The sequence below is a fragment of the Pseudomonas sp. MWU15-20650 genome (genome assembly GCF_023242475.1).
In the GTDB taxonomy this organism is placed as follows: Bacteria; Pseudomonadota; Gammaproteobacteria; order Pseudomonadales; family Pseudomonadaceae; genus Aquipseudomonas.
Genome location: NZ_JALJFG010000018.1, coordinates 77,814 through 104,028, shown reverse-complemented (window position 1 = coordinate 104,028; position 26,215 = coordinate 77,814). Strand labels below are relative to the sequence as shown.

Below are 26,215 nucleotides of genomic sequence, written 5' to 3'. Positions count from 1 at the left end.
GCAAGCCCCCTCCCACCTTTAGAGCACGTAATGCATGATCGCCACGAAATGCAGCAGGCTGCCGCCGATCACAAACAAGTGCCAGATGCCATGGGAATGGCGCAGGCGGTCCTCCAGGGCAAAGAAGATGATGCCGACGGTATACAACACCCCGCCCGACGCCAACCAGATAAACCCTGCCGTGCCCAGCGCCGCCATCAGCGGCTTGACCGCCACCAGTACGATCCAGCCCATCACCGCGTAAATCACGATCGACAGAATGCGTGCCTCCGAACGCGGCTTGATCTCCTGCAGGATGCCAATCACCGCCAGCCCCCACACGATGCCAAATAGCGTCCAGCCCCACGGCCCGCGCAGTGTTACCAGGCAAAAGGGTGTGTAGCTGCCGGCGATCAGCAGGTAGATCGAAAAATGATCGACCTTCTGCATGATCGCTTTTCGCCGCCCCTGCACGCTGTGGTACACCGTCGACGCGCTGTACAACACCATCAGGGTAAAACCATAGATCGCCACGCTGACGATCTTCCAGGGGCTGCCGTCCAGGCTGGCCACCACCAACATCCACACGGCGCCAATACACGCCGCGACTGCACCGAGCAAATGGCTCCAGGCGTTGAATCGTTCCCCGTGGTACATCTGTCACCGACCTCCTGTAACCCTTAAGAACACGCGGACAAGCGTCCCGCCTTGCGCATAAGAGTGCAAGTGGCGTGTGACGTTCCAGCGACGACAGCCGCGTTTACGGGCACAATCGAGTGCAATCGAACAAGAGCCCGCGGCCATGCTGATCGACGAAGAGTTAACCCTCAAGAAGCTGGAGATCTTCCTGGCGTTCATGCGCACCGGCAACCTGGCCCGCGCCGCCGCCGAGCTGCAAACCAGCAATGTCAGTGTGCACCGCGCCATCCACTCCCTGGAGAGCGCCTTGCGCTGCCCACTGTTCAAACACGAGGGCCGCAACCTCACCCCACTGGAAAGCGCCTACGTGCTCGAAGAGCGCGCGCAGAAGCTCATCGCCGACGTGGTCGACAGCGTGCGCCTGACCCGTGAGGCCGCCGGGTTCTCCGCCGAGCGCTTCAAGCTCGGTTCGTTGTACTCGTTGACGGTGAAGACCGTGCCGCAGCTGATCATGGGCCTGAAAATCAGGCGCAGCGAACTGAATATCGACCTGATCCTGGGCTCCAACTTCGACCTGCTCTACAAGCTCAAGAACATGGAAGTCGACGCGATCCTCATCTCCCTCGACGAACGTGCCAACGACCCCGACTGCGAGCAGATCGCGCTGTTCTGCGACGACATCTTCCTCGCCACCCCGGCCGACTCCCCCTTGGACCGCGAGCAGGAAATCGACCTGGCCGACGTGCGCGACGCGACCTTCATCACGCTCACCCAAGGCTTCGCCACTCACCAGGATGGCAACCGCGTGTTCAAGCAGGCAGGGTTCGAGCCAAAGGTGGCGATGCAGGTGAACGACATCTTCACCTTGTTGAGCATGGTCAGTTCGGGCGTGGGTTATGCGCTACTGCCAGGCAGGATTGCGGCCGTGTATGAGAACCGCGTGAAGCTCATACCGCTGCAACCCCGGTATCGGTTGCAGCAGCATATCGGTGTGGTGTTCTTGAAGGCCAAGGAGCGTGATCCGAATTTGCTGGCCTTGTTGGCCGAGTGTCGGATGTATGCCAATCGGCAGGTTTGAGATCGCTATCGCGCCAGACCCACCACCGCAAACTCCAAGGTCAACCCACCAGCCCACGCACGATGAAGTACAGCAGCGAAGGCCCCAGCAAACACCCAAGCCCAGTGTGGAACGTCGCCGTCAGCGCGCCATACGGCACCAAGCGCCGATCCGTCGCCGCCAGCCCCGCCGTGACGCCACTCACTGTCCCTGCCAGCCCACCAAACACCATCGCCGAACGCGGGTTATCCAGGCCCATCCAGCGAGCCGCAACGGGTGTGCCGACCATCACCAGGATCGCCTTGATCAACCCGGTGGCAATCGACAGCGCCATCACATCCGACGTCGCGCCGATCGCCGCACCGGTCACCGGGCCGACGATGTAGGTCACGGCGCCCGCACCAATGGTGGTCATGCTGATCGCATCGCGATAACCAAACGCCCACGCCATGCTGGCGCCAACGATGAACGGCAGCACGGTGCCCAACAGCAACGCAATCACGCCAATCAACCCGGCCTTGCGCGCCTCGGTGGCTTGAACTTCAAAGGCCGTGGCAACAATGGCGAAATCGCGCAGCATGGCGCCGCCCATCAGGCCGATACCGGAGAACAGCGCCATATCTGCCAGGCCCTTTTGCCCGCCCGTCAGGGTGCCGCCAACCCAAGCCAGCACCAGCCCGATAACGATGGCAATCGCCGACCCATGGATGCGCCCGAAGGTCAGGCGCTTGGACAGCACCACAGAAATCCACATCACCACGCCGACGCAGGCAAACGCGGTGACCAGGCCGTTAGTCTCCAAGCCTTTTTCGATAAGCGCCCACATATCAGCGGCCTCCCACGACAGGTGCCGGCGTCATCGGCGGCTCTTCAGCGGGCAAGGGTTCACCCTTGTGGGTGCGGCTGATCAGGGCGATGGTGCAACCACAGACCACCACCGAACCTATCGCCGCCAGCACCGCGACCGGGCCGCCATGCAGGGCCGTGACCACATTTTGTTGCGCGGCCATCGCGACAACCACAGGGATGTACATCGCCCCCCAGAAGCCGACGCCCATCTCACATTCCTTGGTCATGCCGCCGCGTTTTTGCATCCACAGCCGCGCGCAGATCAGCAGGATCATCGCGATCCCTACCCCACCCACATTGGATTTCACGCCGAGCAATACGCCCAGCATGTCGCCCATGATCACGCCCGCGAGCATGCAGATCGCGAGCAAGGCCACACCGTAAATAATCATTGTTGTCGTCCTCAAAGTGCTTCATCGAAATTGTTGTTTTTGTGCTTCGAAAGCCTTGGATGGTGCTTTATCGGTGGCGGCGCTCCTCCTCGTCCAGCAGGGCCTGCAAGGTATCCAGGCGTGCGCCCTCGCAAGCGATCACCGTACCTTGTTCAAACACCCGGCGTGACAGACCGGTGAGCACGGCGCCCGGGGGCAGTTCAATTTGCAGGCGCACGCCGCGCTCGTAGGCGCTTTGCACAGTGCCGCGCCAGTCGACAACGCGGCACATGTTGAAAGCCAGGTCATCGCGAAGCTGCTCGGGGTTGTGGATGGGCCGTGCACGGGTGCTGCTCAGGTAGGTGATGCGCGGCGCCTTGAGCGGGCCGAAAGCCTGGGCCAGGATGTGGGCGGGTTGCTCCAGCAGCGCGCAGTGGGACGGCACGCTGACAGCCAGTCGCTTGGCGACACCGTTGCCTTTGACGCGCTCGGCGACACGCTGCATCGCCTCGTTGCTGCCGGCGATGACGGTCTGGTTGTCGGCGTTGATATTGGCCAGATAGACCGGCGTCTGCAGGCTGTGGATCTCGGCCAGCACGCTTTCGACGGTGGATAACGACGGGCCGATGATCGCGGTCATGCCATAACCTTGCGGATAAGCGTTTTGCATCAGTTCGCCGCGCAGGCTGACGAGCTTGATGGCCTCGTCGAACGCCAGTGCCCCCGCGATCACCGCCGCCGGATAGGCACCGATGGACAAGCCCGCGACAAAATCAGGTGTGCGCTGCAACTGGCGAGCCTGGGCGACGCCAACGATCAACAGGCACAGTTGCACAGCCCACGTGCTCGCCAAGGCTTGCGCCGAATCGAGCTGACGAACGTCTTCACCCAAGGCATCACTGGCTTCTTCCAGCAGGTCGGCTGGCAGCGCTTGGAGCATGCCGATGCGCTGGGCGCCCTGCCCCGGAAAGACCAGAAGACTGCTCATGCCACGGCCTGCCAAGGGTCGAGTACCAGGTGTGCACCGCTGGCGGTTTTCAGCAGGACACGCCGTGATCCACCCGCCCACTCGCGCAACGCGACCGCGCCAAACGGGGTTTGCAATTGCAGGTCCACGGCGCACGGTGCGGTGTCCAATATCGCCAGCAAATCCTCGGCCGCGCCGCGCTCAAGACGCTGGGGTGTGCGCAGCATCAAATCCAGATCGCTCTGTGCGTGCAACGCTTGAATGCCGCTGGCCAACTCGAAACCCGCACTGCCGGTAACGCCCCATGCCTCCTGTGCCAGCACCGGCCGCAGTAGATCGAGCGCGCGCAACGCCGGTAGATCCCGAGGCGACGTCACCCCGCGCAAGGCTTCCGGCGTCACTCGCCGTTGTACCGCAACAATGGGCATCACCGCCGCCAACCGCTGCTCACGCAAACGCCCGCGCACACCCACGGCCACATAATCTGGCTCTGCGCTGGCACGCCGCACCACCACCGGGTGACCGGCACTGATCGCGGCCAGCGCCCAGGCCGGGGCATCGGCGGGCAGGTGCGCCGGGGTCATGCCCCAGAGCAAGTCGTGGGCGTTCACCATTGCTCCCGCAACAGCTGACGCACGTGGCTGGAAGCGGCTCGATTAGTCGCGCCCAGGCGGCCACCCAAGTCGGTGCTGCCAATATCCTTGATCGCCTGCACCAGGCAATCGCTGACCCGCGCCACGTCCTCCGTGGTGGGCTGTTCAATCTGGTTGACCGTCAAGGTCTCCCACAGCAGGCCAAGGCTGGCATAGCTGTCGATGTCATAGGCCATCGGCGGCACGCTGGCGGCCAGGGCTTCCAGCGCCTCGACACTGCGCAAGGTCACACGCGCGGCCGAGGCTTTGCCCATGGCGTGCACCATCACGCCAGGGTCGCGCAGGGCAATCAGGCGATTGGCCTGGTAACCGTGGGCGAGAAACGCGCCGGACATGGCCTTGCCCACCAGCAACGCGATCACCGGGTGGCCGGCCAGACGTGCGCGGGCGTAGCTGTCAGCAGCGGCGGCCAGGGCTTGATGGATGCCGAGGGCTTCTTCGCGACGGCCGTAGGCTTGGCTGGGCACGTCGACGATGGCGATCAGCGGGCGTTTGTCACCCGTCGCGATGGCTTCATCAACGACCTTGGCGAGCCCCCAACCTTCCAGCAAACCGACCTCACCGTTGCGCGCACGCGGGAAGCGGTTCTTCGGGTCGGTGACCACGGCGATAAAGCGCACCGCCTGCTCACCCAATACACCGTCTGCGACTTTCAACGAGTCCGGCAAACCCACCACGGGGGTGGCCCCGGCGCTCAATGCGTTAAACCACTGCAACCCTCTCATGAGTGTTCTCCCTGATACAGCGCGCGAACCGTCGCCGGCTCGATTTGCACAGTGGCGTCCAGCTCGGCCAAGCGCGCCAGGTAGAAATCAGCACAGCGGCTGCGCTGTTGCGCGGGCAAGCCTTGCTGCAACAGCGCGCTGACGGTCTGTTGAATCTGCGCCACATCATCCGCCACGTAGCGGTCGGCCAGGCCGCTGTTGAAGCGTTGCTCACCGCCCGTAAGGCTCCAGATGAAAGGCCGGTCGCGGGAGTCGTATTCTTCCAGGCCGGCTTCCTGTTCGATCACCTGCGGGCCGTTCAAGCCAACGCGTGCCTCGCGAGTGACCACCAGATAGCTGCACAGCCCGGCCGCGATGGACATGCCACCAAAGCAACCGACACTGCCCGCCACCACGCCGATCACCGGCTGGTACTGGCGCAGGTCGACAATCGCCGCATGGATATCAGCAATCGCCGCCAGCCCGAGGTTGGCTTCCTGCAAGCGCACGCCACCGGTCTCCAGCAGCAGCACGGCGCGGGTCGGGATGCCCTTGCGGTTGTCTTCGGCGGCCAGCTCCAGGGCGCCCGCGATCTTCGCGCCGCCCACTTCACCGAGGCTGCCACCCTGGAAGTTGCCCTCGATAGCAGCCACCACCACCGGCAAGCCGGCCATGCTGCCCTTGGCGATCACCACGCCGTCATCGGCCTGGGGCACCACGCCTTGGCGGCTGAGCCACGGCGACATCACGCGTTGGAACGGGTCGATCAATTCACGGAAGGAACCGGCATCCAACAATGCCTTGGCACGCTGCCGTGCACCGAGTTCGACAAAGCTGTGTTGGGCGAGCAAGTCAGTCATGGCCGATCTCCTCGAAACCCTGTTCCAGGCGCAAACGCACCACACCGGGCGTGGCGCCGAAATCGTGGATATCGATCTTCAACGCGGGCGGCGTCTGCTCCTGGAAGATCCGCTCGAACAGGTGCTGCCAGCGCTGTTCGGCGCCGTTCACCGAGGTCTGCACCTGGATGGTCAACGTACCGGCCGTGCCGGGTTCCAGCAGCACTTCCAGATCGCCGGAGCCGACGCAACCCACCAGCGCACGGCCTTTAGGCGGCTGCCCGGCGGGGAATTCAAAGGATAAGGTTTCCATCACAACGCTCCGTCGAGGCGGTCGATAAACAGGCAGGCGGCCAACAGGTCGGCGGCGCCGCCCGGGGAGGCATTCAGCGCCAGCAGTTGATTGTCCAGTTCGTGCAGTTGGCGACGCCCGGCGAGGGTTGCGCTGCCGCCGGCGTCGAGCACGGCTCGGGCGCCCTGGTGCAGGGTGGTCAAGCCTTCGGTGCCGGCACGGTAGAGCACGCAGGTGTCGGCCAGCTCGGTCATGATGGCGAGCAAGGCATCCAGGCGTGCGTTCTGCTCGCCGACGTTTTGCTGGCGGCTTTTGTGCAGTTGCGGCAGGCCGCGTTGCATCACGGCGGGGAAGCCCAACTGTGCTTCTTCACGGGCACCCCGTGCGCCATAGCGCTGGGCCACCTGCGCGCCATGGCTCAGGGGTTGTGGGGCGAAGCGGTCATTGAGCAAGGCCAGTTTGGCTGCTGTCAGCGTGACGGCGCGGGGTTCCAGGGCGGCCGCTGCGGTCAGCAAACCGAGGGCCCAGATCGCGCCGCGATGAGTGTTTACGCCGTTGGTGGTGATGAGCATCGCTTGCTCACCTTCACGGCCAATACGCCCCAAGGCTTCGCGCAAGGGCAAGCCGATTTCGCCGATTTCGAGCGCAGCTTCGGCCATTTCCTTGAACATCGGCCACAACGACAGCGCCGACGCGTGCATCAGCCCCAGGTGCAAATCACTGTGGGCGCCATTGCCGCGCCGATCCACCAGGGCGGGTTTAGGCGACAAATCCGCCTCATCAATCAGCGCATCGACGGCCATATCCGCCAGGCGATCGGCGAGGCTGAGTTCATGCAGTTTGAGCGCACGCATTACCAGCTCCTGAATTTGGCAGGCGGGTTGTACAAGCCACCGGACCACTCCACCAGGTCGGCCACGCTCTTGGCGGCCAACAGCTCGCGGGTGGCGTCGGTGCGGCGAATGCCCAAGTCTTCGGGCAAGGCAATCAAGCCTTCGCGGCGCATGCGCGCGGCGTCTTTAGGGTTGTGGCGCATGCCGATGGCGGTCACACCGGCAACGGCGGCGATCATCGCCTGGCGCTCTTCCAGGGAACGCGCCTTGTACAGGTAGGCGATGCCTTCCTCGGTGAGCAAATGGGTGACGTCGTCGCCATAGATCATGATCGGCGCCAGGGGCATGCCGCTTTTGCGTGCGACTTCCACCGCGTCGAGGGTCTCGACAAAGGTCGGTTTGCCACCCTCCTGGAAGGTCTCAACCATTTGCACCACGAGTTTTTTGCCGCGCTCCAGCAAAGCCTCAGGCGCATCGTCGTGGCGCATATCCAGCCAGGCGGGAGTGCCGTGGCGGCGACCACGCGGGTCGTGACCCATGTTCGGCGCGCCGCCAAATCCGGCGAGACGGCCACGGGTCACGGTGCTGGAGTGCCCGTCGCCGTCCACTTGCAAAGTGGCACCGATAAACAGGTCCACCGCGTATTGGCCAGCCAGTTGGCAAAACATCCGGTTGGAGCGCAGGGAGCCGTCGCGGCCGGTGAAGAACACATCCGGCCGTGCGGCGATGTAGTTCTCCATGCCCAGCTCGGTGCCGAAGCAATGCACGCTTTGCACCCAGCCGCTTTCAATGGCGGGGATCAGAGTGGGGTGTGGGTTGAGGGTCCAGTTGCGGCAGATCTTGCCCTTGAGCCCAAGGGACTCGCCATAGGTGGGCAGGATCAATTCAATCGCGGCGGTGTTGAAGCCGATCCCATGGTTCAACGACTGCACATTGTGTTTTTCATAGATGCCACGGATCGCCATCATCGCCATCAGCACATGCACCGGCTTGATATGGCGCGGGTCGCGGGTGAACAGCGGTTCGATGTAGAACGGCTTGTCGGCCACCACCACGAAATCGACCCAACTGGCGGGGATGTCGACGCGAGGCAAGTCGGTGACGTCGTCCACCAACTGGTTGACCTGCACGATGACGATGCCATCACTGAAGGCTGCGGGCTCGATCAGCGCCGGGGTGTCTTCGGTGCTGGCGCCGGTGTAGATATTGCCGGCGCGGTCGGCCATGAAGCCGGCCGAAAGCACCACGTTGGGGATCAGGTCCACCACCAGCCGCGCATAGAGTTCGATGTACGTATGGATCGCACCGATTTCCAGCAAGCCATCTTCCAGCAACTGGCTGATGCGCAGGGATTGGGTGCCGGCGAAAGAGAAGTCGAGCTTGCGCGCGATACCTTTTTCAAACAGGTCCAGGTGCTCGGAACGGCCGACACTGGGCATGATCATGTGCAAATCGTGGAGCTTGGCCGGGTCGGCCTTGGCCAGGGAGCGCGAGAGGAAGTCGGCTTGCTTCTGGTTATTACCCTCCAGCACCACGCGGTCGCCGGGCAGGATCAGCGCTTCCAGGGCCTCGACGATCTTGTCACTGGGCAACACCGCCCCGTCTGCGAATCTCTTGACCAGCCCGAGCCGCCGCTGCTTCTCGTCGCGCCGCCGCGTCCAGCGCGAGTCGGGGGTGATGGTTGTTGTCATGGTCGCTCCACGGGAGTTTGCTGTCGTGGGCTGTACCTTAGGAGTGATTCAGAGAGCCATCAATCAAGCTGGGTGGCAGATCGTTACGGTCAGAGTAATTGTTCATCAGCAAACGCTGACCCCAGCCAAGTGAAATCAAAATATGGGAGGAGGCTTGCTCCAGTGCCCTATCGACCAGCAACTGCCCCAACTCGGCCATTTGCTGAATCCCGAGCATGATGGCGCGCTGGGAAATGTCCAGGTCGAAGGTCTTCAGGTTGTTGCTCGGAACCCGCCTCTCTAGCCTTTTCCATCCGAATCGTGCCACGGGCAGACATCATGAATCCGACCGTTAAACCCGATGCAAGGCTATTGCAGAGTGTGATGCATCACATCACAATCGTGCCATGATCGTTAGCTGGAAACATAAGGGACTCAGGGCCTTCTATGAGACCGGTTCAACCAGAGGCATCAACGCGAATCATGCAAAGCGCTTGCGCCGCGTTCTGCTCATTCTGGACAAAGCCGAGCACCCAGATGCACTGGCCCTGCCCGGCTGGCGCTTCCATCGTTTGAAGGGCGACCTGATCGACTACTGGTCCGTCAGCATAAGTGGTAACTGGCGCATCATTTTTCGGATGTTCGACGATCAGGTCGAACTGGTCGACTATCTTGACTACCACTGAGTAGAGGCATTGATATGGGTATGCACAACCCACCTCACCCAGGTGAAATTTTACTTGAGGACGTTATCCCAGCCTTGGGCATCACCATTACCGAGATGGCGCGACGCCTTGGTTTCGCCCGTGAGACTTTTTCAAGGATCCTGCATGGCCACGCCCCGGTCAGCCCGGACCTTGCCGTTCGGTTGGAACGGGCCGGCGTGAGTACTGCCCAGTTATGGTTGTCGATGCAAAGTGCCTACGACTTATGGCAGGCCGAGCATCGGGAGCAACCGATAATTGAGCGGTTTGCGCGGATTGATTGAGGTGTGGAGAAAGTGGGAGGGGCTTACCCTGATGCCAGTCAGTTAAGCGTACATCGCCCTCTGTAGGAGCGAGCTTGCTCGCTCCTACAAAAGCGCAGTGGGTTAGCTGATAAATGTGTGGCTGATACACTGCTATCGGGGCAAGTCGGATAGTCGCACCGCACCTCCCACATTTGCTCAGTAGCGCATGTTAGATAGCAGTCCACGAGCACTTCCTTGAGCCGCTCTTGGGCAAGCTGGAAAATGATGAGTAGCCGCGCGTCATCAGCCATCTCCGATAAAAATGCTAACGATCACTTTAATTTGATAACAAATCTGCTTTTCTCGTCTAAAACGATAATTTCAACCGCAGCGGCGCGACACGCGTGTTTACGCTAGGCCGGACTCCACCAACAACGCTTCAAGCCCCATCAAATCCGGCACCTTCGCCACCTGCTCGCCCACTTGCACCGCCGCCAGTTCCAGCGGGCACAGGGGCACGTCCACGTAGGCCAGTTCGCTATCAAGCTTGTACGAGCGGGGAATGCCCTGGATCACCAGCGCAATGAATTTCAACGTCGGTCGCCCGCCCAGTGCATTCAACACCACGATGCGTGAGCGTTCGCCCGTCATGCTGGCCTCGCCGCAGGCCGCTTCAAAGCTGATCAGCGGAATCTGTCGATCGCGCCACGTGACCTGCCGCAAGTACCATGGCGGCGCATCGCTGGCCGGTTCGCCACGCTGGAAGTCGATCAGCTCGGCGATGGCGACGTTGGGCAGTACCAAGTTGCGATCGGCCAGGGGCAGCAGCAGGCCGGTGAGTTGGCTGGTGCGGTGGTCAAGCATGGGACTTGCTCCAATAGGCAATGCTTTCCAGCAGCACCGACTCCTGGAACGGCTTGCCCAAGTAGTCGTTGACGCCGATGGCCATGGCGCGGTCGCGGTGTTTCTGGCCGGTACGCGAGGTGATCATGATGATCGGCAGACGCATCAGCCGGGGGTCGTTGCGCACCTGGATCGCCACTTCAAAGCCGTCCATGCGCGGCATTTCGATGTCGAGCAGCATCAGGTCCGGGGTGTGTTCTTCGAGTACGGCGATGGCGTCGATACCGTCCTTGGCGGTCAGTACATTCATGCCGTTACGTTCCAGCAGGCGGCTGGTGACTTTACGCACGGTGACTGAATCGTCCACCACCAGCACCAGCAGCGGGCGTTTTTTCAGCGGGTCGTTGAGGACCAGTGGCGCATCGGCCGCCTGGGCCGGCAACGCCGGTTGCCGTGCGCGGATATGCGCCAGCAAGTCGATGATCAGCACCACACGCCCGTCGCCCAGAATGGTCGCCCCGGACACCCCCTGCACGCCGGCAAATTGCGGCCCCAGGCCCTTGACCACGATTTCCCGGGTACCGGCCATGGCATCCACATGCACCGCCACGCGCCGCTCATTGCACTGCACCAGCAGCACCGGCACCGGCTGGTACTGGCCGAGCAGTTTGGGGCGGCTGACGGTGTGCAGCAGGTCGCCCAGATAAAACAATTCGTAGCGCTGGCCGGCGTATTCATAGCGCGGCGGGTCTTGCTGATAGTGCCCGGCCAATTCATGGGGCAGCACGCGCACCAAGCCTTCGATGGTGTTGAGCGGGATCGCGTATTGATCGTCCGCGCATTGCACCATCAAGGCCCGATTGACCGACACGGTGAACGGCAAGCGAATGCGAAAGTGCACGCCCACGCCGGATGTCGACTCTATGACCATCGAGCCTCCGAGCTGGCGCACTTCTTCATGCACCACGTCCATGCCCACGCCACGCCCGGAGATCTGGGTGATTTTTTCCGCGGTGGAAAAACCCGGTTGCAGGATGAACTGCAACACGTCACGGTCGCTGATCTCTTGATTGGGGTCGAGCAGGCCGCGCTTGATCGCCTTGCGTCGTACCGCTTCGAGGGGCACACCCGCGCCGTCGTCACGCATGTCGAAGACGATATCGCCGCCTTCGTGGGTCAGGTCCAGGGTGATGCGACCCTTCTCCGGCTTGCCTGCCTGCAAGCGCACCTCGCGGGATTCCAGGCCATGGTCGACGGCATTGCGCAGCATGTGTTCCAGCGGCGCCGCCATGCGCTCCAGCACGTTGCGGTCCATCTCGCCTTCGGCATTGCCGACCACGAACTCCACGTCCTTATCCAGCTCCTGCGCCACCTGGCGTACGATGCGCTTGAGGCGTGGCAGCATGCGCTCAAAGGGCACCATGCGCGTGCGCATCAGGCCCTCCTGCAACTCGGTGTTGATACGCGCCTGTTGCTGCAACAGGTCGTGCGCATCCTGGTTGCGACGGTCGAGGGTTTCCTTGAGGTCGAGCAGGTCGGAGGCGGACTCGGACAACGCCCGGGACAGTTGCTGCAACTGCGAATGGCGGTCCATTTCCAGCGGGTCGAATTCTTCATAGCCCAGGCGCTCAGCCTCGGCCTGTTGCCGGCTGAGAATACGGCCCTGGGTGTCGGTGTCGAGTCGGCGCAGTTGGTCGCGCATGCGCTCGATGGTGGTTTCCACCTCGATCAGGGCAACGCGTGCGTCGTTGACTTGCTGCTCGATACGCCCCCGGAAGATCGAGGTTTCGCCGGCCAGGTTGACCAGATCATCAAGCAAGTCCGCAGAAATCTTCACCATGTCGGCCGCCGGGTCGACTGCCGCTTCCGCCTTGCTCGCCGCCATCCCCACGGGCATCACCGGCTCATCGCTTGGGTGGACCAGGCTTTTGATACGTTCGATGAGCTTGTCCACCGAGCCCACCGGCAGCCCGTCTGTTACGGCGTCGATCATCTGCGCCAGACGGTCGTGACACCCTTGCAGCAACGCAAACAGTTCAGCGGTCGGTGCCAATAACCCAGCGGACAGGCCCTCGTAGAGGAACTCCAGCTCATGGGCCAAATCGCCAATCGGCCCGATCTCGACCATGCGCGCGCCGCCCTTGAGGGTATGCAGGTCGCGCAGCAGGGTTTCCACTTCCTGGCGATTGCCAGGCTCGGCCTGCCAGCGCAGCAGCGCGCTGCCCGAACTGTCGAGAATATCGGCGGCCTCTTCGAGGAAGATCTCCAGCAACTCAGGGTCCGCACCCGAGGCGTTCGGCGCCGCAACCGGCGCTGCCGGCGCGCTGCTCTGGCGCAGTTCACGCAACTTGGCGACCAACTCGGTGCTGTCGCTCAACGGCTGATGCTGCTGCAACTCTTCCAGCTGCAAGGCCAACCGTTCATGGCTGGCCATCAGCACGTGGGACAGCTCGGTGGAGTAACTGTAGCGGCGGTCTACCAGCCCTTCGTAAAGGCATTCGAGCTCATGGGCGAGGTCGGCCAGCGCGCCGATTTCGGCCATGCGCGCACCGCCCTTGAGGGTGTGCAGGTCACGTTGCAAGGAGGACAACGGTGCCGCGCTGTCGGGGTCGAGCAACCAGCGTTTGAGGGACTGCCCGGCGCTGTCGAGGATGTCCACCGCTTCTTCGAGGAAGATCTCGACGATCTCGTCGTCCATCGCCGTTTCATGACTCAACTGCTCGGTCGCCGCGCCCAGCTCGGCAATGCTCAACGCGCGGCTGCCGTCGCTTTTGATCAGGCCGGTGGCGGACGGGTCAAGGGCATCATCGAGCAACTCGCGCAAGGCTTTTACCCGCGCCGGCGCCGGGCTGATTTCCTGACCGGCGGCCAACTGGTCGAGCATGTTGATCAACGCGTCATGGGCCTGCTCGGCTTCATGAAAAAATGCCGTGCTGACTGCCAGGCTACTTTCTTCCACGGCGCCATACAGGTCGAGCAAGGCCTCGCATAACTCGTCGATGGGGTGCAGGTCGGCAAGGTGTGCACCCTCTCCCAGCGTGGTCAGTTCATCCAGCAAGGCCGTCAGTTCCTGACGCTCGCCGGGATGTTGCTGCCAGCGACGCAGCAGGCTTTCGGCGTCGAGCAGGATGTCCATGCCCTGGGCCAGGAAGTTGGTGATCAGGTGCGGATCGCGCTTGATGCGCAGGCCGGTGCTCGGTGCGTCCAGCAGGGCTTGAAGCTGATGTTCGAGCAGGGCCTGGGTGCGGCTGATCACGTCGGCCGCGCCCTTGATCGACACCAACGGGCCGCTGTCCAACTGGCGCAAGCCACGTTGGAACAGACCTTCGGCTTCCAGTAGCAACTCGACTTCATCCAGGTCCATCGGCAGGCGGTGGGCCTTGTACTCACGGGTCAGATGATCGAGCGGCCGCGCCAGTTCGGCGATAGGCAGCACGCCGGCCATATAGGCGCTGCCCTTGAGGGTGTGCAAGGCGCGTTGCAGCTCGTCACTGACTTGCAGCGGCACGTGTTCGGCGGCCAGTTGCAGGAAGTGGTTGAGACTGTCCAGATGGCTCTGGGCTTCGTTGCGAAAGATCTCCAGCAACATCGGGTCATGGGGCTCAGTGGCCGGCACGGCAGCATCACTGGCCAGGGCGTGGGCACGGGCGGCCAAGGCGTCGACCTCATCGCGCTGGCGCTGGTCGTCGGTGGCAAAGTCAGCGATCAATTCCGGCAGCAGTGCCACTGCGTCATCCAGCACCTGTTGCACCTCAGGGCCAAGGACCACACTGCGCTCCAGCACGCGGTTGAGCAGGTTTTCCACAGCCCAGGCCAGTTCGGCCAGCACCAGGGCACGCACCATGCGGCCGCTGCCTTTCAAGGTGTGGAAGGCGCGGCGCATTTCGCCTTGGGCGGTTTTGTCTGCGCTGTTGGGCAGGTAGCGGTGCAGCACCTCGAGGACTTCATCGGTTTCTTCGAGGAAGACCTCGCGCAGCTCATCGTCAATCGGCTCTTCGTCGGACGGTGGTGGCAGCAGGCTGCCCGGGCGTTGCAGCGCCGGCGGATTCAGGCGCGAGGTGGGGCTGGCCAGCGCGTCGAACTGGGATTGGCTGGGCGCCGTTTCGCTCGACAGTACGCCGTCGGGGGCAACCAGTGCCTGGCGCCACGGCTTTTCGGCCGGCAGGTAACCCAGGGCGCTCAAGCCTTGGGTCGCCAACTCCAGCACTTTTTCACCGGCCGCATCGGGGTCCTGGAGCATGCGTTCCAGGTAGTACTCCAAGCTGCTGACCACCTCGGCAAAATGCCCCAGCTGCACGTCTGACGGCGCGGCATCGTTGCCCATCAATTGCTCATCGACGTAATCGGTGCAACCCCGCATCAGGCTTGCCGCGCGGGGCAAGGGAATCATCGACAGGGCGCCACGCACTTGGCTCAACAGCTCCGGCAGGGACTCCAGGCGCTGGCGGTCCCAATCGGCCTCGATACAATCGATGACCAGCTCCTGGGCTTGCTTGAGGCATTGGCAGGATTCACGAATCACCAGTTGATGGATCTGGGTCAGGTCGGTGGTGGGCAGACGGCTCTCTTCACGGCTTTCCGGCTCAACCGTACCGACCATTCCCGCCAGCGTCGCTTCGACATAAAGCAATGCACCGGCGACATCCATCAACACCGCATCACTGGGCTCGCGTTGCCCCTGGACCAGGCTCAATACCACGGCAAGCTGGTCGATGATCACTTTGCGCGGCTGGCCAAACCCCAGTACGGCCAAGGTATCGGCGATTTGCCGCAACGGTGCCAGCAGAGCGTCGAGGTCGCCGGCGTGTTGACGGTCGCTGCGTACAAACAGGTCAAGGCGCTCCTTGACCCTCACCAACTCTTCACACAAGGCGCCCAGCACCGAGCCCATGGCGTTGCGATCCGGCCCGGCCAGCCGCGCGCGCTCGGCATCGACCACCGCGCTGTCAGGCAAGGCTTCATCCAGGCCGTAGCGCTCCTTCAGGCTTTGCATGCGGGGTGTCGGCCGGGTGACTTTAGCGACGTAGAACAACAGGCTCTTGAGCAGCTCATCCGGCGCAGCCTGGTTGATGCCGCCAATGCCCTGGGCCAGCAGCCGCTTGAGTTGCTTGTCGCTGGCCTTGAGCAGGCTGCGCAACGCCGGGCTATTGGCGATCACGCCGGTGAGCATGCCTTCGACCAGCGCCGAAGTGACCTGCCACAACGGTAACAGCGGCGCGCCCTGGCACAGCGCTTCGAGGCGTGCGAAGACCCGCGCCATGTCTTCAAGGTTGCTGGGGCCATGGTCTTCGCGCAGCAGCCCGGCCAAAGCCTGTTGCAGCAGTGAATGCCACTGGCGCAATTGCTCATGCAAGTCCGGTGGTGCGCGTTGGGCCAGGGCTTCATCCGGCAACGGCGCAATCAACAGCAGCTGTGGGCTGAACAAGCTGGTTTCCGACAGCAGGCTCTCACCGCGCGCGCTGCGCAGGTCGTTGAGCAGCGGCAGCACCACCAGCGGCAAATCGCGGCGGGCGCTGTGCACGCGGTCCAGGTACAGCGGCAATTGACCGAGGGCCTGTTGCAACAAGCGGATGCTTTCATCGCGCTGGCTGACGCGCTCGGCCTGGAGGGCCAGGGCCAGTTCCTCGATCTCCTCGGCCAGCAGCGCCGCGCCGTAGAACTCGACCATTTGCAGTGCGCCATGCACTTGGTGAATCCCGGCCAGGCACTCGTTGATCGCGTCGCCGTCGCTGGTTTCAACATACGCGTCCAGCGCCGAACGGGCCTGTTTCAGGGTTTCGGCAATGTCACCCTTGACCCATTCGAGGGCCACGTAGTCGTGCCGATCAACCATAACTGCTCCGCTTAGAATTCATGGGTTGCTGCTGTGCTTGAAACCAATGCAAGTCCGATGTGGGAGGGGGCATGCCCCCGATGGCAGTGTGTCAGCCAGCCCATGTATCAACTGACCCACCGCGATCGGGGGCAAGCCCCCTCCCACAGGTGTACTGCCTTTCAATCATCCACCTTTTTAGGCGGTGGAAGCGTGAAACCCGACACCGACCGACGCAACTGGCTGGCCATCTTCGCCAGGTTACCAATGCTCTCGGCGGTCGCGGTGGAACCCGACGAAGTCTGTGTGGTGATCTGCTGAATCACGTTCATCGTCAAGGAAATCTGGCCCGCCGACGAGGTCTGCTGCTGCGCCGCATTGGAGATACTCTGGATCAGCGCCGCCAGGGTTTTCGACACGCCTTCGATCTCTTCCAGCGCCACGCCGGCGTCCTGGGCCAGCCGCGCGCCGCGCACCACTTCGGTGGTGGTCTGCTCCATGGAGATAACGGCTTCATTGGTGTCGGCCTGGATCGCCCGCACCAGGGTTTCGATCTGCCGGGTGGCCGCCGACGAGCGTTCGGCCAGCCGTTGCACTTCGTCGGCCACCACCGCAAAACCGCGCCCGGCATCGCCGGCCATGCTGGCCTGGATCGCCGCGTTAAGGGCGAGGATGTTGGTCTGGTCGGCGATGTCGTCGATCAGGCTGACAATGTCGCCAATCTCCTGGGACGACTCGCCCAGGCGCTTGATGCGCTTGGCCGTGTCCTGGATCTGTTCGCGAATGTTGTCCATGCCGTGGATGGTGTTGTGCACCACCTCGTTGCCCTTGTTGGCAATCTCGACCGAACGCTCCGCCACCGCCGAGGATTCGGCGGCGTTGGCCGAGACCTGGTCAATGGACTGGGCCATCTGGTTGATCGCGGTGGAGGCTTCGGCAATCTGCTGGGCCTGATGCTCCGACGCCTGCGCCAGGTGCATGGCGGTGGCCTGGGTGTCCTGCACCGCGCCGGCGACCTGCCCGGCGGTGAGGTTGATGGTGGCAACCAGATCGCGCAATTGGTCCACGGAGTAGTTGATGGAGTCCGCAATGGTGCCGGTGAAGTCCTCGGTCACCGAAGCGGTCACGGTGAGGTCGCCGTCAGCCAGGTCTTCAATCTCGTCCAGCAGGCGCATGATCGCGTTCTGGTTACGCTCATTCTTCTCGGCGGTTTCATGCAGTTGGCGGTTGGTCTCGCGCACCATCACCAAGCCGATCAGGATGATCGAGGCCAGCGCCAGCAAGCCCAGCACGTAACCACCGATGGTGTCGAAGCTGCGCCCGCTGGCCAGGTTTTCAAAGCCGGTGGCCAGGTGCGAGGCTTCATCGAGCAGGGTTTGCGACAGGTTGAAAATATTGCTCGCCGACGCCCGTACCTGGAACAGTTGCGGCGAGGTCTCGAGGATTTCATCCACAGAGCCGGAGACGAACTCGAACAGTTCGGCAATCTCCGCCAGCCGTGCACGGGCGTCGTGGTCTTCGACCTGGCTGATGCGCAGCCCCGGGTTGCCCTGGAGCATACCGTTGAGCACCTGGCCGAAACGGTTGGCATCGCGGCCAAAGGCATCGGCGGCCTGCACCGATGTATCGTCGCCCGCCAGCACGGTGTTGACCGCGCCGAGGATACGTTCGGCCAACAACGATTGGCGCTGGGCCAATACCACCTGGCTGGCCGGGGCACCGCGTTGCAGCAGGATGTCGACGACCTTTTCCGACTCCATCTGCAATTGCGGCACGGTTTCGGCCAGGGTCGCGGCCACTTGGTGCAGCGACAATACGGTCTGCTCGCTGGCGAGGATCGCGTCGGTGTTTTTCAGCAGCGCTTCCCAGTCGGTCTGCACCGCGCGCATTTCGGCGCGTACCGCATTGGGGGCGGCAGGCAGGCCGGTTTGCGGGTCGCCTTTCTTCAGGTAGCCCCAGCGCTGGGCAAAGTCGTTGCGCGCGTCTCCCAGCAGCTTGAACGCCGCAGCCTTGCCCGCGGCGGCCTCGGTGGCGTTCTTGGCAATGCGCTGGGACAGCACACGCAGTTCACCGGCATGGCCGATGTACTGTTTGTCGTAGGTGGACTGGGTGTTGAGGTACGCGAAGTTGGCGAACAGCAACATGATGAATACGATCAGGGCGATAAACAGCACGATGATCTGCGAGCGGCTGCGCGAGGCGGCTTGGGGTTTGGGCGGGGTAGCGGTGGTCATGCGGCAACATCCATGAAGCCTGGGGCCTGGGCCAGGGCGAAGGGGCTGAAGACCTGCCACAGTAGGTCACCGTCGAACTGACCCTGGATATACGGCGCGCCGGAGGCGGTGCTCGCCAACCAGGCGTCGAGCGCGAAATGCTGCATTCCCACCACCTCGTCCACCAGCAGCCCGACAAACAGATCGTTGAATTCCACCACCAGCACCCGCCGCTGCTTACGCGCCTTGGACAGCCCAAGGCCAAGGAACCCGCCCAGGTCCATCACCGGCAGCAGCCGCCCACGCAGGTTGGCCACGCCCTTGACCCAAGGCTTGACCCCAGGCATCAACGTGCAGCGGGGTTCATGCAACACCTCGGCAACTTCGCCCATGGGCGCCACATACCCGTTTGACCCCACACGGAAAGCGATCCCGCTCCAACGCTGCAGGCGGGTTTCCTGGGACGGCAGGTCGGCGGCCAGCAGGCGGCAGCGACGGTCGATGTCCAGCAGTAGCTCAAAGGCGGTTTGCGACTCGGTCATGATGGTGTGCCGTCAGCCGGCCAGCACCTTGTTCAGCGTGGCGATCAGGGTGTCTTCGTCCACCGGCTTGGTCAGGTAATCCCTGGCACCCTGGCGCGCCCCCCAGATCTTGTCGGTTTCCTGATCCTTGGTGGTGATGATGATGATCGGGATACCGTTGGTTTCCGGCTCCTTGGACAGTTGGCGCGTCGCCTGGAAACCGTTAAGGCCCGGCATCACGATGTCCATCAGCACGGCGTCGGGCTTTTCCTGGCGAGCCAGGGCCACGCCATCTGCACCGTTTTCGGCTTTCAGGACCTGGTGGCCATGCTTTTCCAGCATGCCGGTCAGTTTGTACATTTCAGTCGGCGAATCGTCGACGATCAGAACACGTGCCATGGTTTTCCCCACTACATTGGTCGGCGCCAGCCCTGGTGGGGCTGGCGTCAGTGTGCTTGTTCTACTGCGGCGAAGGCAGGCACATAGGCCTTGATTGCGCCCAGCAGTTCTTCCTTGCTGAAAGGCTTGGTCAAAAACTGATCGACACCAACGATACGCCCCTTGGCCTTGTCGAACAGGCCATCCTTGGAGGACAGCATGATCACCGGGATCGACTTGAACGCCGGGTTGTTCTTCACCAGGGCGCAGGTCTGGTAGCCATCCAGGCGCGGCATCATGATGTCGACAAAGATAATGTGCGGGTGATGATCCACAATCCGGGCCAGCGCATCGAAACCGTCGATGGCCGTGATGACCTCGCACCCCATGTTCTTCAACAAGGTCTCGGCGGTGCGGCGGATCGTTTTCGAATCGTCGATCACCATCACCCTCAAGGCGTTGGAATGCTGTTCCATATCTGCTCTACCATCGCCACAGCGAATCGGTTTTCGGTGTGTACTGCCTGATGTTGCACAGGATGAGCGCCGCAAGCCTTGGAGTTGAAGGGCTGCTGCGCCGTGGCAGTCTTTTTAGCACAGTCTCGGGGAGCAATCTATCGAGGCACCCGTCCGGTGGTTTTTCCTTGACCCACAACAACCACAGCGCCACTCTGACGCCACTTTTATGCGCCCTAATTTGCTAGAGGAATTCCCCCCATGAGCGTTCGCGTCGGCATTGTCATGGACCCTATCGCCAGCATCTCCTATAAAAAGGACAGTTCGCTGGCCATGCTGCTGGCCGCCCAGGCCCGTGGCTGGACCCTGTTCTATATGGAGCAGCGCGACCTGTACCAGGGCGACGGCGAGGCCCGGGCGCGCATGCGACCGCTGCAGGTGTTTGCCAACCCTGAGAAGTGGTTCGAACTGCAGGATGAAATCGACAGCCCCCTGAGCGACCTGGACGTGATCCTGATGCGCAAGGACCCGCCGTTCGACATGGAGTTCGTCTACTCCACCTACCTGCTGGAGCAGGCCGAGCGCGCCGGGGTGCTGATCGTCAACAAGCCACAGAGCCTGCGTGACTGCAATGAAAAGCTGTTCGCCACCCTGTTCCCACAATGCACGCCGCCCACCGTGGTCAGCCGCCGCGCCGATGTGCTGCGTGAATTCGCCGCCAAGCACGGCGATGTGATCCTCAAGCCGCTGGATGGCATGGGCGGTACCTCGATCTTCCGCCACCGTGCGGGCGACCCTAACCTCTCGGTGATCCTGGAAACCCTGACCGCCCTGGGCACCCAGCAGATCATGGGCCAAGCCTACTTGCCGGCGATCAAGGACGGCGACAAGCGCATCCTGATGATCGACGGCGAGCCCGTGGACTACTGCCTGGCGCGTATCCCGGCAGCGGGCGAAACCCGTGGCAACCTGGCTGCCGGTGGTCGCGGTGAAGCACGGCCACTAACGGAGAAGGATCGCTGGATCGCTGCTCAAGTCGGCCCTACCCTGCGGGAAAAAGGCCTGCTGTTTGTAGGTCTCGACGTAATCGGTGAGAACCTCACCGAAATCAACGTCACCAGCCCGACCTGTATTCGCGAGATCGACAACGCCTTTGGCACGAACATCGGCGAAATGTTGATGGCAGCCATTGAGCGCAAGCTACAAGCCAAGTGACATAGAACAGCCGGACACAAACCAACATTGCGTTATCATGCGCCACCTGTGAAACGCGCGATGTTGGTTTTCTTGTCATGACACTCCCGTCCGATCTGCCCCCCGAACTCTCCCACAGCGGCGTGCGCCCGGCTGATCGGCTTGGATTTACCTTGTTTCTCGCGGCGTTGATTCACCTCGCGCTGCTCCTCGGCCTGGGCTTCACCTTCGCCGAACCCAAACAGATCACCAAGACCCTGGAAATCACCCTCGCCACGTTCAAAAGCGAGAAGAAGCCCGAGAAGGCCGACTTTCTCGCCCAGGAAAACCAGCAAGGCAGCGGCACCCTCGATAAGAAAGCCGTGCCCAAGACCACCGAAGTGGCGCCCTTCCAGGACAACAAGGTCAATAAGGTCTCCCCGCCGCCGACGCCCAAGCCCGAGGTCAAGCAGGCCGCGCCCAAGGCCGCCGTGACCACCGTCGCGCCCAAACCGCAAAAAGCCCCGACCCAGCGCGAAAAAGCCAAGACCGAGCCGCAACCCGAGCCCGTGAAACCCGCGCCGACTTTCGACAGCTCGCAGCTTTCCGACCAGATCTCCAGCCTCGAAGCCGAACTGGCCAACGAACAACAGCTGTACGCCAAGCGCCCGCGCATCTACCGCCTGAACGCGGCCTCGACCATGCGCGACAAAGGCGCCTGGTATAAAGACGAATGGCGTAAGAAGGTCGAGCGCATCGGCAACCTCAACTACCCGGACGAGGCCCGGCGCCAACAGATTTATGGCAATTTGCGCTTGCTGGTGTCGATCAACCGCGATGGTTCGCTCTATGAAGTGCAGGTCCTGGAATCGTCCGGCCAGCCACTGCTGGACCAGGCGGCCCAGCGCATCGTGCGCCTTGCTGCGCCTTTCGCGCCCTTCACCGGCGACCTGAATGACGTGGACCGCCTGGAAATCATCCGCACCTGGCGGTTTGCCAAGGGTGATCGGTTGTCCAGCAACTGACCCTACGCCCCCCTGCGGCTGTGGTTACGGCCCCTGTGGCGACAATTAGGGTGCACTCCAGCTTGTCAGTTCGCCCCTCCAACGCCACACTAGCGGACATGAAAAATGTCAGCCCGACCTACCTCAAGCACCAATTCCTGATCGCCATGCCCCATATGGCCGACCCGAACTTTGCGCAGACCTTGACCTATATCGTCGAGCACACGGCCAATGGTGCCATGGGGTTGGTGGTAAACCGCCCGCAAGAGCTGAACCTGGCCGATATCCTTGAGCAACTGCGCCCGGAGATCGACCCGCCGGCCCGTTGCCAGGGTGTGCCCATCTACATCGGTGGGCCGGTGCAGACCGACCGCGGTTTCGTGCTGCACCCCACCGGGCCGAAATTCCAAGCCACGGTAGACCTTGAAGGCGTGTCACTGTCCACGTCCCAGGACGTATTGTTCGCTATCGCCGACGGTGTCGGCCCCGAGCAAAGCGTGATCACCCTGGGTTACGCCGGCTGGGAAGCCGGGCAACTGGAGGCGGAGCTGGCCAGCAATGCCTGGCTGACCTGCCCGTTCGACGCCGAAATCCTGTTCAATACGCCCAGTGAACTGCGCCTGGAAGCCGCGGCGGCCAAGCTGCGGGTCAACCTCAGCCTGCTGACCAGCCAGGCGGGGCACGCCTGATGGCTTTGCGACTGATCCTCGGCTTTGACTACGGCACCAAGCAGATCGGCGTTGCGGTCGGCCAGGTGATTACCGGCCAGGCCCGCGAACTGTGTACCTTGAAAGCCCAGAACGGCGTGCCGGACTGGAACCAGGTCGAAGCCCTGATCAAGGAGTGGAAGCCCGATGCCGTGGTCGTCGGCCTGCCCTTGAACATGGACGGCACGCCCAGCGACATGTGCCTGCGCGCCGAAAAGTTCGCCCGCCGCCTCAATGGCCGCTACAACCTGCCTTTCTATACCCATGACGAACGCCTGACCACCTTCGAAGCCAAAGGTGAACGCCGCGATCGTGGCGGTCAAAAGGGCAGCTACCGCGACAACCCCGTGGACGCCATCGCCGCCGCCTTGCTGTTGCAGGGTTGGCTGGATGAAAACACCGCTTTATTTGAATCCTGACTGACGCGGCTTGCCGCGTCTTTTTACGTTTGAGCCCAGACCTTGCCGGCCCCCGCCGCGCACGGCCTTGAAGGAGCCACCATGAGCCTGCCCAATCCCGCCGACCTGATCAGCCACATGGCGACCCGCCTCAAGGCGCACCTGCAACACCGCGCCATCAGCGAACCACGCTTTATCGGCATTCGTACTGGCGGTGTGTGGGTCGCCCAAGCGTTGTTGGAGGAACTGGGCAGTGACTCGCCGCTGGGTACCCTGGATGTGTCCTTCTACCGCGATGACTTCAGCCAGAACGGCCTGCACCCGCAGGTGCGCCCCTCGGCCCTGCCCTTCGAGATCGAAGGCCAGCACCTGGTACTGATCGATGACGTATTGATGAGCGGCCGCACCATCCGCGCGGCCATGAACGAGTTGTTCGACTACGGTCGCCCGGCCAGCGTAACCCTGGTGTGCCTGCTTGACCTGGATGCTGGCGAATTGCCGATCAGCCCCGATGTCGTCGGCGCAACACTGTCCCTGCAAGCCCACCAACGGGTAAAATTGTCCGGTCCTACGCCGCTCGAACTCGAACTGCAAGACCTTGCCCTTTAAACCGCCTTGTAAAGAGTCCCCGCGATGACGCCTCTAGATGCCAAGCGCCCGCTGCAGCTCAATGCTCAGGGCCAGTTGCAACATTTTTTGTCCCTCGACGGCTTACCCCGCGAACTGCTCACCGAGATCCTCGACACCGCCGACTCGTTCCTCGAAGTCGGTGGCCGGGCAGTGAAAAAGGTCCCGCTATTACGCGGCAAGACCATTTGCAACGTGTTCTTCGAGAACTCCACCCGCACCCGCACGACCTTTGAACTGGCGGCCCAGCGGCTGTCGGCCGACGTGATCACACTGAACGTGTCCACTTCGTCGGCAAGCAAAGGCGAAACCCTGCTCGATACCCTGCGCAACCTGGAAGCCATGGCCGCCGACATGTTCGTGGTGCGCCACGGCGACTCCGGTGCCGCGCACTTCATCGCCGAGCACGTGTGCCCGCAGGTCGCGATCATCAACGGTGGCGACGGCCGCCATGCCCACCCGACCCAGGGCATGCTCGACATGCTCACCATCCGTCGGCACAAGGGCGGCTTTGAGAACCTCTCGGTGGCCATCGTCGGCGACATCCTGCACTCGCGGGTGGCACGCTCGAACATGCTGGCCCTGAAGGCCCTGGGTTGCCCGGATATCCGCGTGATCGCCCCGAAAACCCTGCTGCCGATCGGCATTGAGCAATACGGCGTGAAGGTCTACACCGACATGACCGAGGGCCTCAAGGACGTGGACGTGGTGATCATGCTGCGCCTGCAACGCGAACGCATGGCCGGCGGCCTGCTGCCGAGCGAAGGCGAGTTCTACCGCCTGTTCGGCCTGACCACGGCGCGCCTGGCCGGTGCCAAGCCGGATGCCATCGTGATGCACCCCGGCCCGATCAACCGTGGGGTGGAGATTGAGTCGGCGGTGGCCGACGGCCCGCAGTCAGTGATCTTGAACCAGGTGACCTACGGCATCGCTGTCCGCATGGCCGTGCTGTCCATGGCCATGAGCGGGCAAACCGCACAACGTCAATTCGAGCAGGAGAACGCCCAGTGAAGCTCAGCATTCTCGGCGCCCGAGTCATCGATCCGGCCAGTGGCCTGGATCACGTTACCGATCTGCACCTGGACGGCGGCAAGATCGTCGCCATCGGCGCCGCACCCAATGGCTTCACGGCCGTCGAGACCATCGACGCCAAGGGCCTGGTGGCCGCACCGGGCCTGGTAGACCTGAACGTCGCCCTGCGCGAACCGGGCTACAGCCGCAAAGGCAACATCACCAGCGAAACCCGCGCCGCCGCCGCCGGTGGCGTGACCAGCCTGTGCTGCCCGCCGCACACCAAGCCAGTCCTGGACACCTCGGCCGTGACCGAGCTGATCCTCGACCGCGCCCGTGAAGCCGGTAATTGCAAAGTGTTCCCTATCGGAGCCCTGAGCAAAGGCCTGGAAGGCGAACAGCTCGCCGAGTTGATCGCCCTGCGCGACGCCGGTTGCGTGGCCTTCGGCAACGGCCTGGAGAGCTTTCGCAGCACCCGCACGCTGTGCCGCGCCCTGGAATATGCAGCCACCTTCGACCTGACGGTGATCTTCCATTCCCAGGACCACGACCTGGCCGAAGGCGGCCTCGCCCACGAAGGTGCTGTCGCCAGCTTCCTCGGCTTACCAGGCATTCCTGAAACCGCCGAAACCGTAGCGCTAGCCCGCGACTTGCTGCTGGTGGAACAAAGCGGTGTGCGTGCTCACTTCAGCCAACTGACCAGCGCCCGGGGCGTCGCCCTGATCGCCCAGGCCCAGGCCCGTGGCCTGCCGGTAACGGCGGATGTCGCCCTGTACCAGTTGATCCTGACCGATGAGGCGCTGATCGACTTCTCCAGCCTGTACCACGTGCAACCGCCGCTGCGCACCCGCGCCGACCGTGACGGCTTGCGTGCGGCAGTGAAGTCGGGTGTGGTGTCGGCGATCTCCAGCCATCACCAGCCCCACGAGCGTGACGCCAAGCTGGCGCCGTTTGGTGCAACCGAGCCGGGCATCAGCAGTGTGGAATTACTGCTGCCGTTGGCGATGACACTGGTGGAAGATGGCTTGCTCGACCTGCCGACATTGCTGTCACGCCTGACGGCCGGCCCGGCCGACGCCTTGCGCCTGCCGGCGGGTAAGCTGGAGGTGGGTTCGCCGGCGGATCTGGTGCTGTTTGACCTGGCCAGCTCCACGATTGCCGGAGAGCATTGGCTGTCCAAAGGCGAAAACTGCCCGTTCATCGGCCATAGCCTGCCGGCGACAGTGCGGTACACCTTGATGGATGGGCGGATCAGCTACCAGGCTTGAACC

The 26,215-nt window shown here is 62.8% G+C and carries 27 protein-coding genes; 10 read left to right on the top strand and 17 right to left on the bottom strand.

Annotated elements, in window-relative coordinates:
- Positions 1-18: 18 nt before the first annotated feature.
- The gene (locus M5B43_RS15680) at positions 19-636 is read right to left on the bottom strand and encodes a hemolysin III family protein (protein WP_046069907.1); all 618 of its coding nucleotides are present in this window, start codon (positions 634-636) and stop codon (positions 19-21) included.
- Positions 637-781: 145 nt separating this feature from the next.
- On the opposite strand from M5B43_RS15680, the gene M5B43_RS15675 reads away from it, so the two are divergent.
- Positions 782-1,696 carry a LysR substrate-binding domain-containing protein gene (locus M5B43_RS15675; protein WP_248750950.1) on the top strand — a complete coding sequence of 305 codons (915 nt, stop codon included), beginning with the start codon at positions 782-784 and terminating at the stop codon, positions 1,694-1,696.
- Positions 1,697-1,736: 40 nt separating this feature from the next.
- Here the strand turns inward: M5B43_RS15675 and madM are convergent, their stop codons facing one another.
- The 10 genes from madM to M5B43_RS15625 form a co-directional block, all read right to left on the bottom strand.
- A complete protein-coding gene (madM, locus tag M5B43_RS15670; protein WP_248750949.1) occupies positions 1,737-2,501 on the bottom strand; it encodes a malonate transporter subunit MadM in 765 nt (254 codons plus the stop codon).
- Between the two features lies 1 nt (position 2,502).
- A complete protein-coding gene (madL, locus tag M5B43_RS15665; RefSeq protein ID WP_248750948.1) occupies positions 2,503-2,916 on the bottom strand; it encodes a malonate transporter subunit MadL in 414 nt (137 codons plus the stop codon).
- 67 nt (positions 2,917-2,983) lie between these two features.
- The gene (gene mdcH, locus M5B43_RS15660; protein WP_248750947.1) at positions 2,984-3,883 is read right to left on the bottom strand and encodes a malonate decarboxylase subunit epsilon; all 900 of its coding nucleotides are present in this window, start codon (positions 3,881-3,883) and stop codon (positions 2,984-2,986) included.
- Complete coding sequence (locus M5B43_RS15655; protein WP_248750946.1) at positions 3,880-4,476, bottom strand: malonate decarboxylase holo-ACP synthase; 597 nt, start codon at positions 4,474-4,476, stop codon at positions 3,880-3,882. The genes mdcH and M5B43_RS15655 overlap by 4 nt, the downstream gene beginning before the upstream one ends.
- Positions 4,470-5,240 carry a biotin-independent malonate decarboxylase subunit gamma gene (gene mdcE / locus M5B43_RS15650; protein ID WP_248750945.1) on the bottom strand — a complete coding sequence of 257 codons (771 nt, stop codon included), beginning with the start codon at positions 5,238-5,240 and terminating at the stop codon, positions 4,470-4,472. Before mdcE ends, M5B43_RS15655 begins: the two co-directional genes overlap by 7 nt.
- A complete protein-coding gene (locus M5B43_RS15645) occupies positions 5,237-6,079 on the bottom strand; it encodes a biotin-independent malonate decarboxylase subunit beta (protein WP_248750944.1) in 843 nt (280 codons plus the stop codon). The genes mdcE and M5B43_RS15645 overlap by 4 nt, the downstream gene beginning before the upstream one ends.
- Entirely contained in the window at positions 6,072-6,371 is a 300-nt protein-coding gene (locus M5B43_RS15640; RefSeq protein ID WP_024077886.1) for a malonate decarboxylase subunit delta, read from the bottom strand. The genes M5B43_RS15645 and M5B43_RS15640 overlap by 8 nt, the downstream gene beginning before the upstream one ends.
- Entirely contained in the window at positions 6,371-7,204 is an 834-nt protein-coding gene (locus M5B43_RS15635; RefSeq protein WP_248750943.1) for a triphosphoribosyl-dephospho-CoA synthase, read from the bottom strand. Before M5B43_RS15635 ends, M5B43_RS15640 begins: the two co-directional genes overlap by 1 nt.
- The gene (mdcA, locus tag M5B43_RS15630) at positions 7,204-8,874 is read right to left on the bottom strand and encodes a malonate decarboxylase subunit alpha (protein WP_248750942.1); all 1,671 of its coding nucleotides are present in this window, start codon (positions 8,872-8,874) and stop codon (positions 7,204-7,206) included. The genes M5B43_RS15635 and mdcA overlap by 1 nt, the downstream gene beginning before the upstream one ends.
- Positions 8,875-8,911: 37 nt before the next feature.
- The gene (locus M5B43_RS15625) at positions 8,912-9,181 is read right to left on the bottom strand and encodes a hypothetical protein (protein WP_248750952.1); all 270 of its coding nucleotides are present in this window, start codon (positions 9,179-9,181) and stop codon (positions 8,912-8,914) included.
- Between the two features lie 79 nt (positions 9,182-9,260).
- Here M5B43_RS15625 and M5B43_RS15620 point away from each other — a divergent pair, with 79 nt between their 5' ends.
- Both M5B43_RS15620 and M5B43_RS15615 read left to right on the top strand, forming a co-directional pair.
- Positions 9,261-9,539, top strand: coding sequence for a type II toxin-antitoxin system RelE/ParE family toxin (locus M5B43_RS15620; protein WP_248750941.1), 279 nt, complete (start codon positions 9,261-9,263; stop codon positions 9,537-9,539).
- Positions 9,540-9,553: 14 nt separating this feature from the next.
- Entirely contained in the window at positions 9,554-9,841 is a 288-nt protein-coding gene (locus M5B43_RS15615; protein ID WP_073525967.1) for a HigA family addiction module antitoxin, read from the top strand.
- Between the two features lie 369 nt (positions 9,842-10,210).
- Here M5B43_RS15615 and M5B43_RS15610 read toward each other — a convergent pair whose 3' ends face one another.
- The 6 genes from M5B43_RS15610 to pilG all read right to left on the bottom strand — a co-directional run bounded on the left by M5B43_RS15610 (position 10,211) and on the right by pilG (position 20,045).
- Positions 10,211-10,666, bottom strand: a complete 456-nt coding sequence (locus tag M5B43_RS15610; protein WP_248750940.1) for a chemotaxis protein CheW — start codon at positions 10,664-10,666, stop codon at positions 10,211-10,213.
- Positions 10,659-16,478, bottom strand: coding sequence for an Hpt domain-containing protein (locus M5B43_RS15605; RefSeq protein WP_248750939.1), 5,820 nt, complete (start codon positions 16,476-16,478; stop codon positions 10,659-10,661). Before M5B43_RS15605 ends, M5B43_RS15610 begins: the two co-directional genes overlap by 8 nt.
- Positions 16,479-16,639: 161 nt before the next feature.
- Positions 16,640-18,691 carry a methyl-accepting chemotaxis protein gene (locus M5B43_RS15600; RefSeq protein ID WP_248750938.1) on the bottom strand — a complete coding sequence of 684 codons (2,052 nt, stop codon included), beginning with the start codon at positions 18,689-18,691 and terminating at the stop codon, positions 16,640-16,642.
- The gene (locus tag M5B43_RS15595; RefSeq protein WP_248750937.1) at positions 18,688-19,212 is read right to left on the bottom strand and encodes a chemotaxis protein CheW; all 525 of its coding nucleotides are present in this window, start codon (positions 19,210-19,212) and stop codon (positions 18,688-18,690) included. The genes M5B43_RS15600 and M5B43_RS15595 overlap by 4 nt, the downstream gene beginning before the upstream one ends.
- 12 nt (positions 19,213-19,224) lie before the next feature.
- Positions 19,225-19,590: a twitching motility response regulator PilH gene (gene pilH / locus M5B43_RS15590; protein WP_248750936.1), complete on the bottom strand. Its 366-nt coding sequence runs from the start codon at positions 19,588-19,590 to the stop codon at positions 19,225-19,227.
- A 47-nt stretch (positions 19,591-19,637) separates the two neighbouring features.
- The gene (gene pilG, locus M5B43_RS15585) at positions 19,638-20,045 is read right to left on the bottom strand and encodes a twitching motility response regulator PilG (RefSeq protein WP_124364796.1); all 408 of its coding nucleotides are present in this window, start codon (positions 20,043-20,045) and stop codon (positions 19,638-19,640) included.
- A 240-nt stretch (positions 20,046-20,285) separates the two neighbouring features.
- Between pilG and gshB the strand changes: the two genes are divergently transcribed.
- From gshB to M5B43_RS15550, 7 genes are all read left to right on the top strand, one after another.
- A complete protein-coding gene (gene gshB, locus M5B43_RS15580; RefSeq protein ID WP_248750935.1) occupies positions 20,286-21,239 on the top strand; it encodes a glutathione synthase in 954 nt (317 codons plus the stop codon).
- 77 nt (positions 21,240-21,316) lie between these two features.
- On the top strand, positions 21,317-22,222 hold the full coding sequence (locus M5B43_RS15575) for an energy transducer TonB (RefSeq protein ID WP_248750934.1): 906 nt from the start codon (positions 21,317-21,319) through the stop codon (positions 22,220-22,222).
- Positions 22,223-22,320: 98 nt separating this feature from the next.
- A complete protein-coding gene (locus M5B43_RS15570) occupies positions 22,321-22,890 on the top strand; it encodes a YqgE/AlgH family protein (protein WP_248750933.1) in 570 nt (189 codons plus the stop codon).
- Positions 22,890-23,327: a Holliday junction resolvase RuvX gene (gene ruvX / locus M5B43_RS15565; RefSeq protein ID WP_003195067.1), complete on the top strand. Its 438-nt coding sequence runs from the start codon at positions 22,890-22,892 to the stop codon at positions 23,325-23,327. The genes M5B43_RS15570 and ruvX overlap by 1 nt, the downstream gene beginning before the upstream one ends.
- Before the next feature lie 81 nt (positions 23,328-23,408).
- On the top strand, positions 23,409-23,915 hold the full coding sequence (pyrR, locus tag M5B43_RS15560) for a bifunctional pyr operon transcriptional regulator/uracil phosphoribosyltransferase PyrR (protein ID WP_248750932.1): 507 nt from the start codon (positions 23,409-23,411) through the stop codon (positions 23,913-23,915).
- Positions 23,916-23,939: 24 nt separating this feature from the next.
- Complete coding sequence (locus tag M5B43_RS15555) at positions 23,940-24,944, top strand: aspartate carbamoyltransferase catalytic subunit (protein ID WP_248750931.1); 1,005 nt, start codon at positions 23,940-23,942, stop codon at positions 24,942-24,944.
- On the top strand, positions 24,941-26,212 hold the full coding sequence (locus tag M5B43_RS15550; protein WP_248750930.1) for a dihydroorotase: 1,272 nt from the start codon (positions 24,941-24,943) through the stop codon (positions 26,210-26,212). Before M5B43_RS15555 ends, M5B43_RS15550 begins: the two co-directional genes overlap by 4 nt.
- The last annotated feature ends 3 nt before the right edge of the window (positions 26,213-26,215 follow it).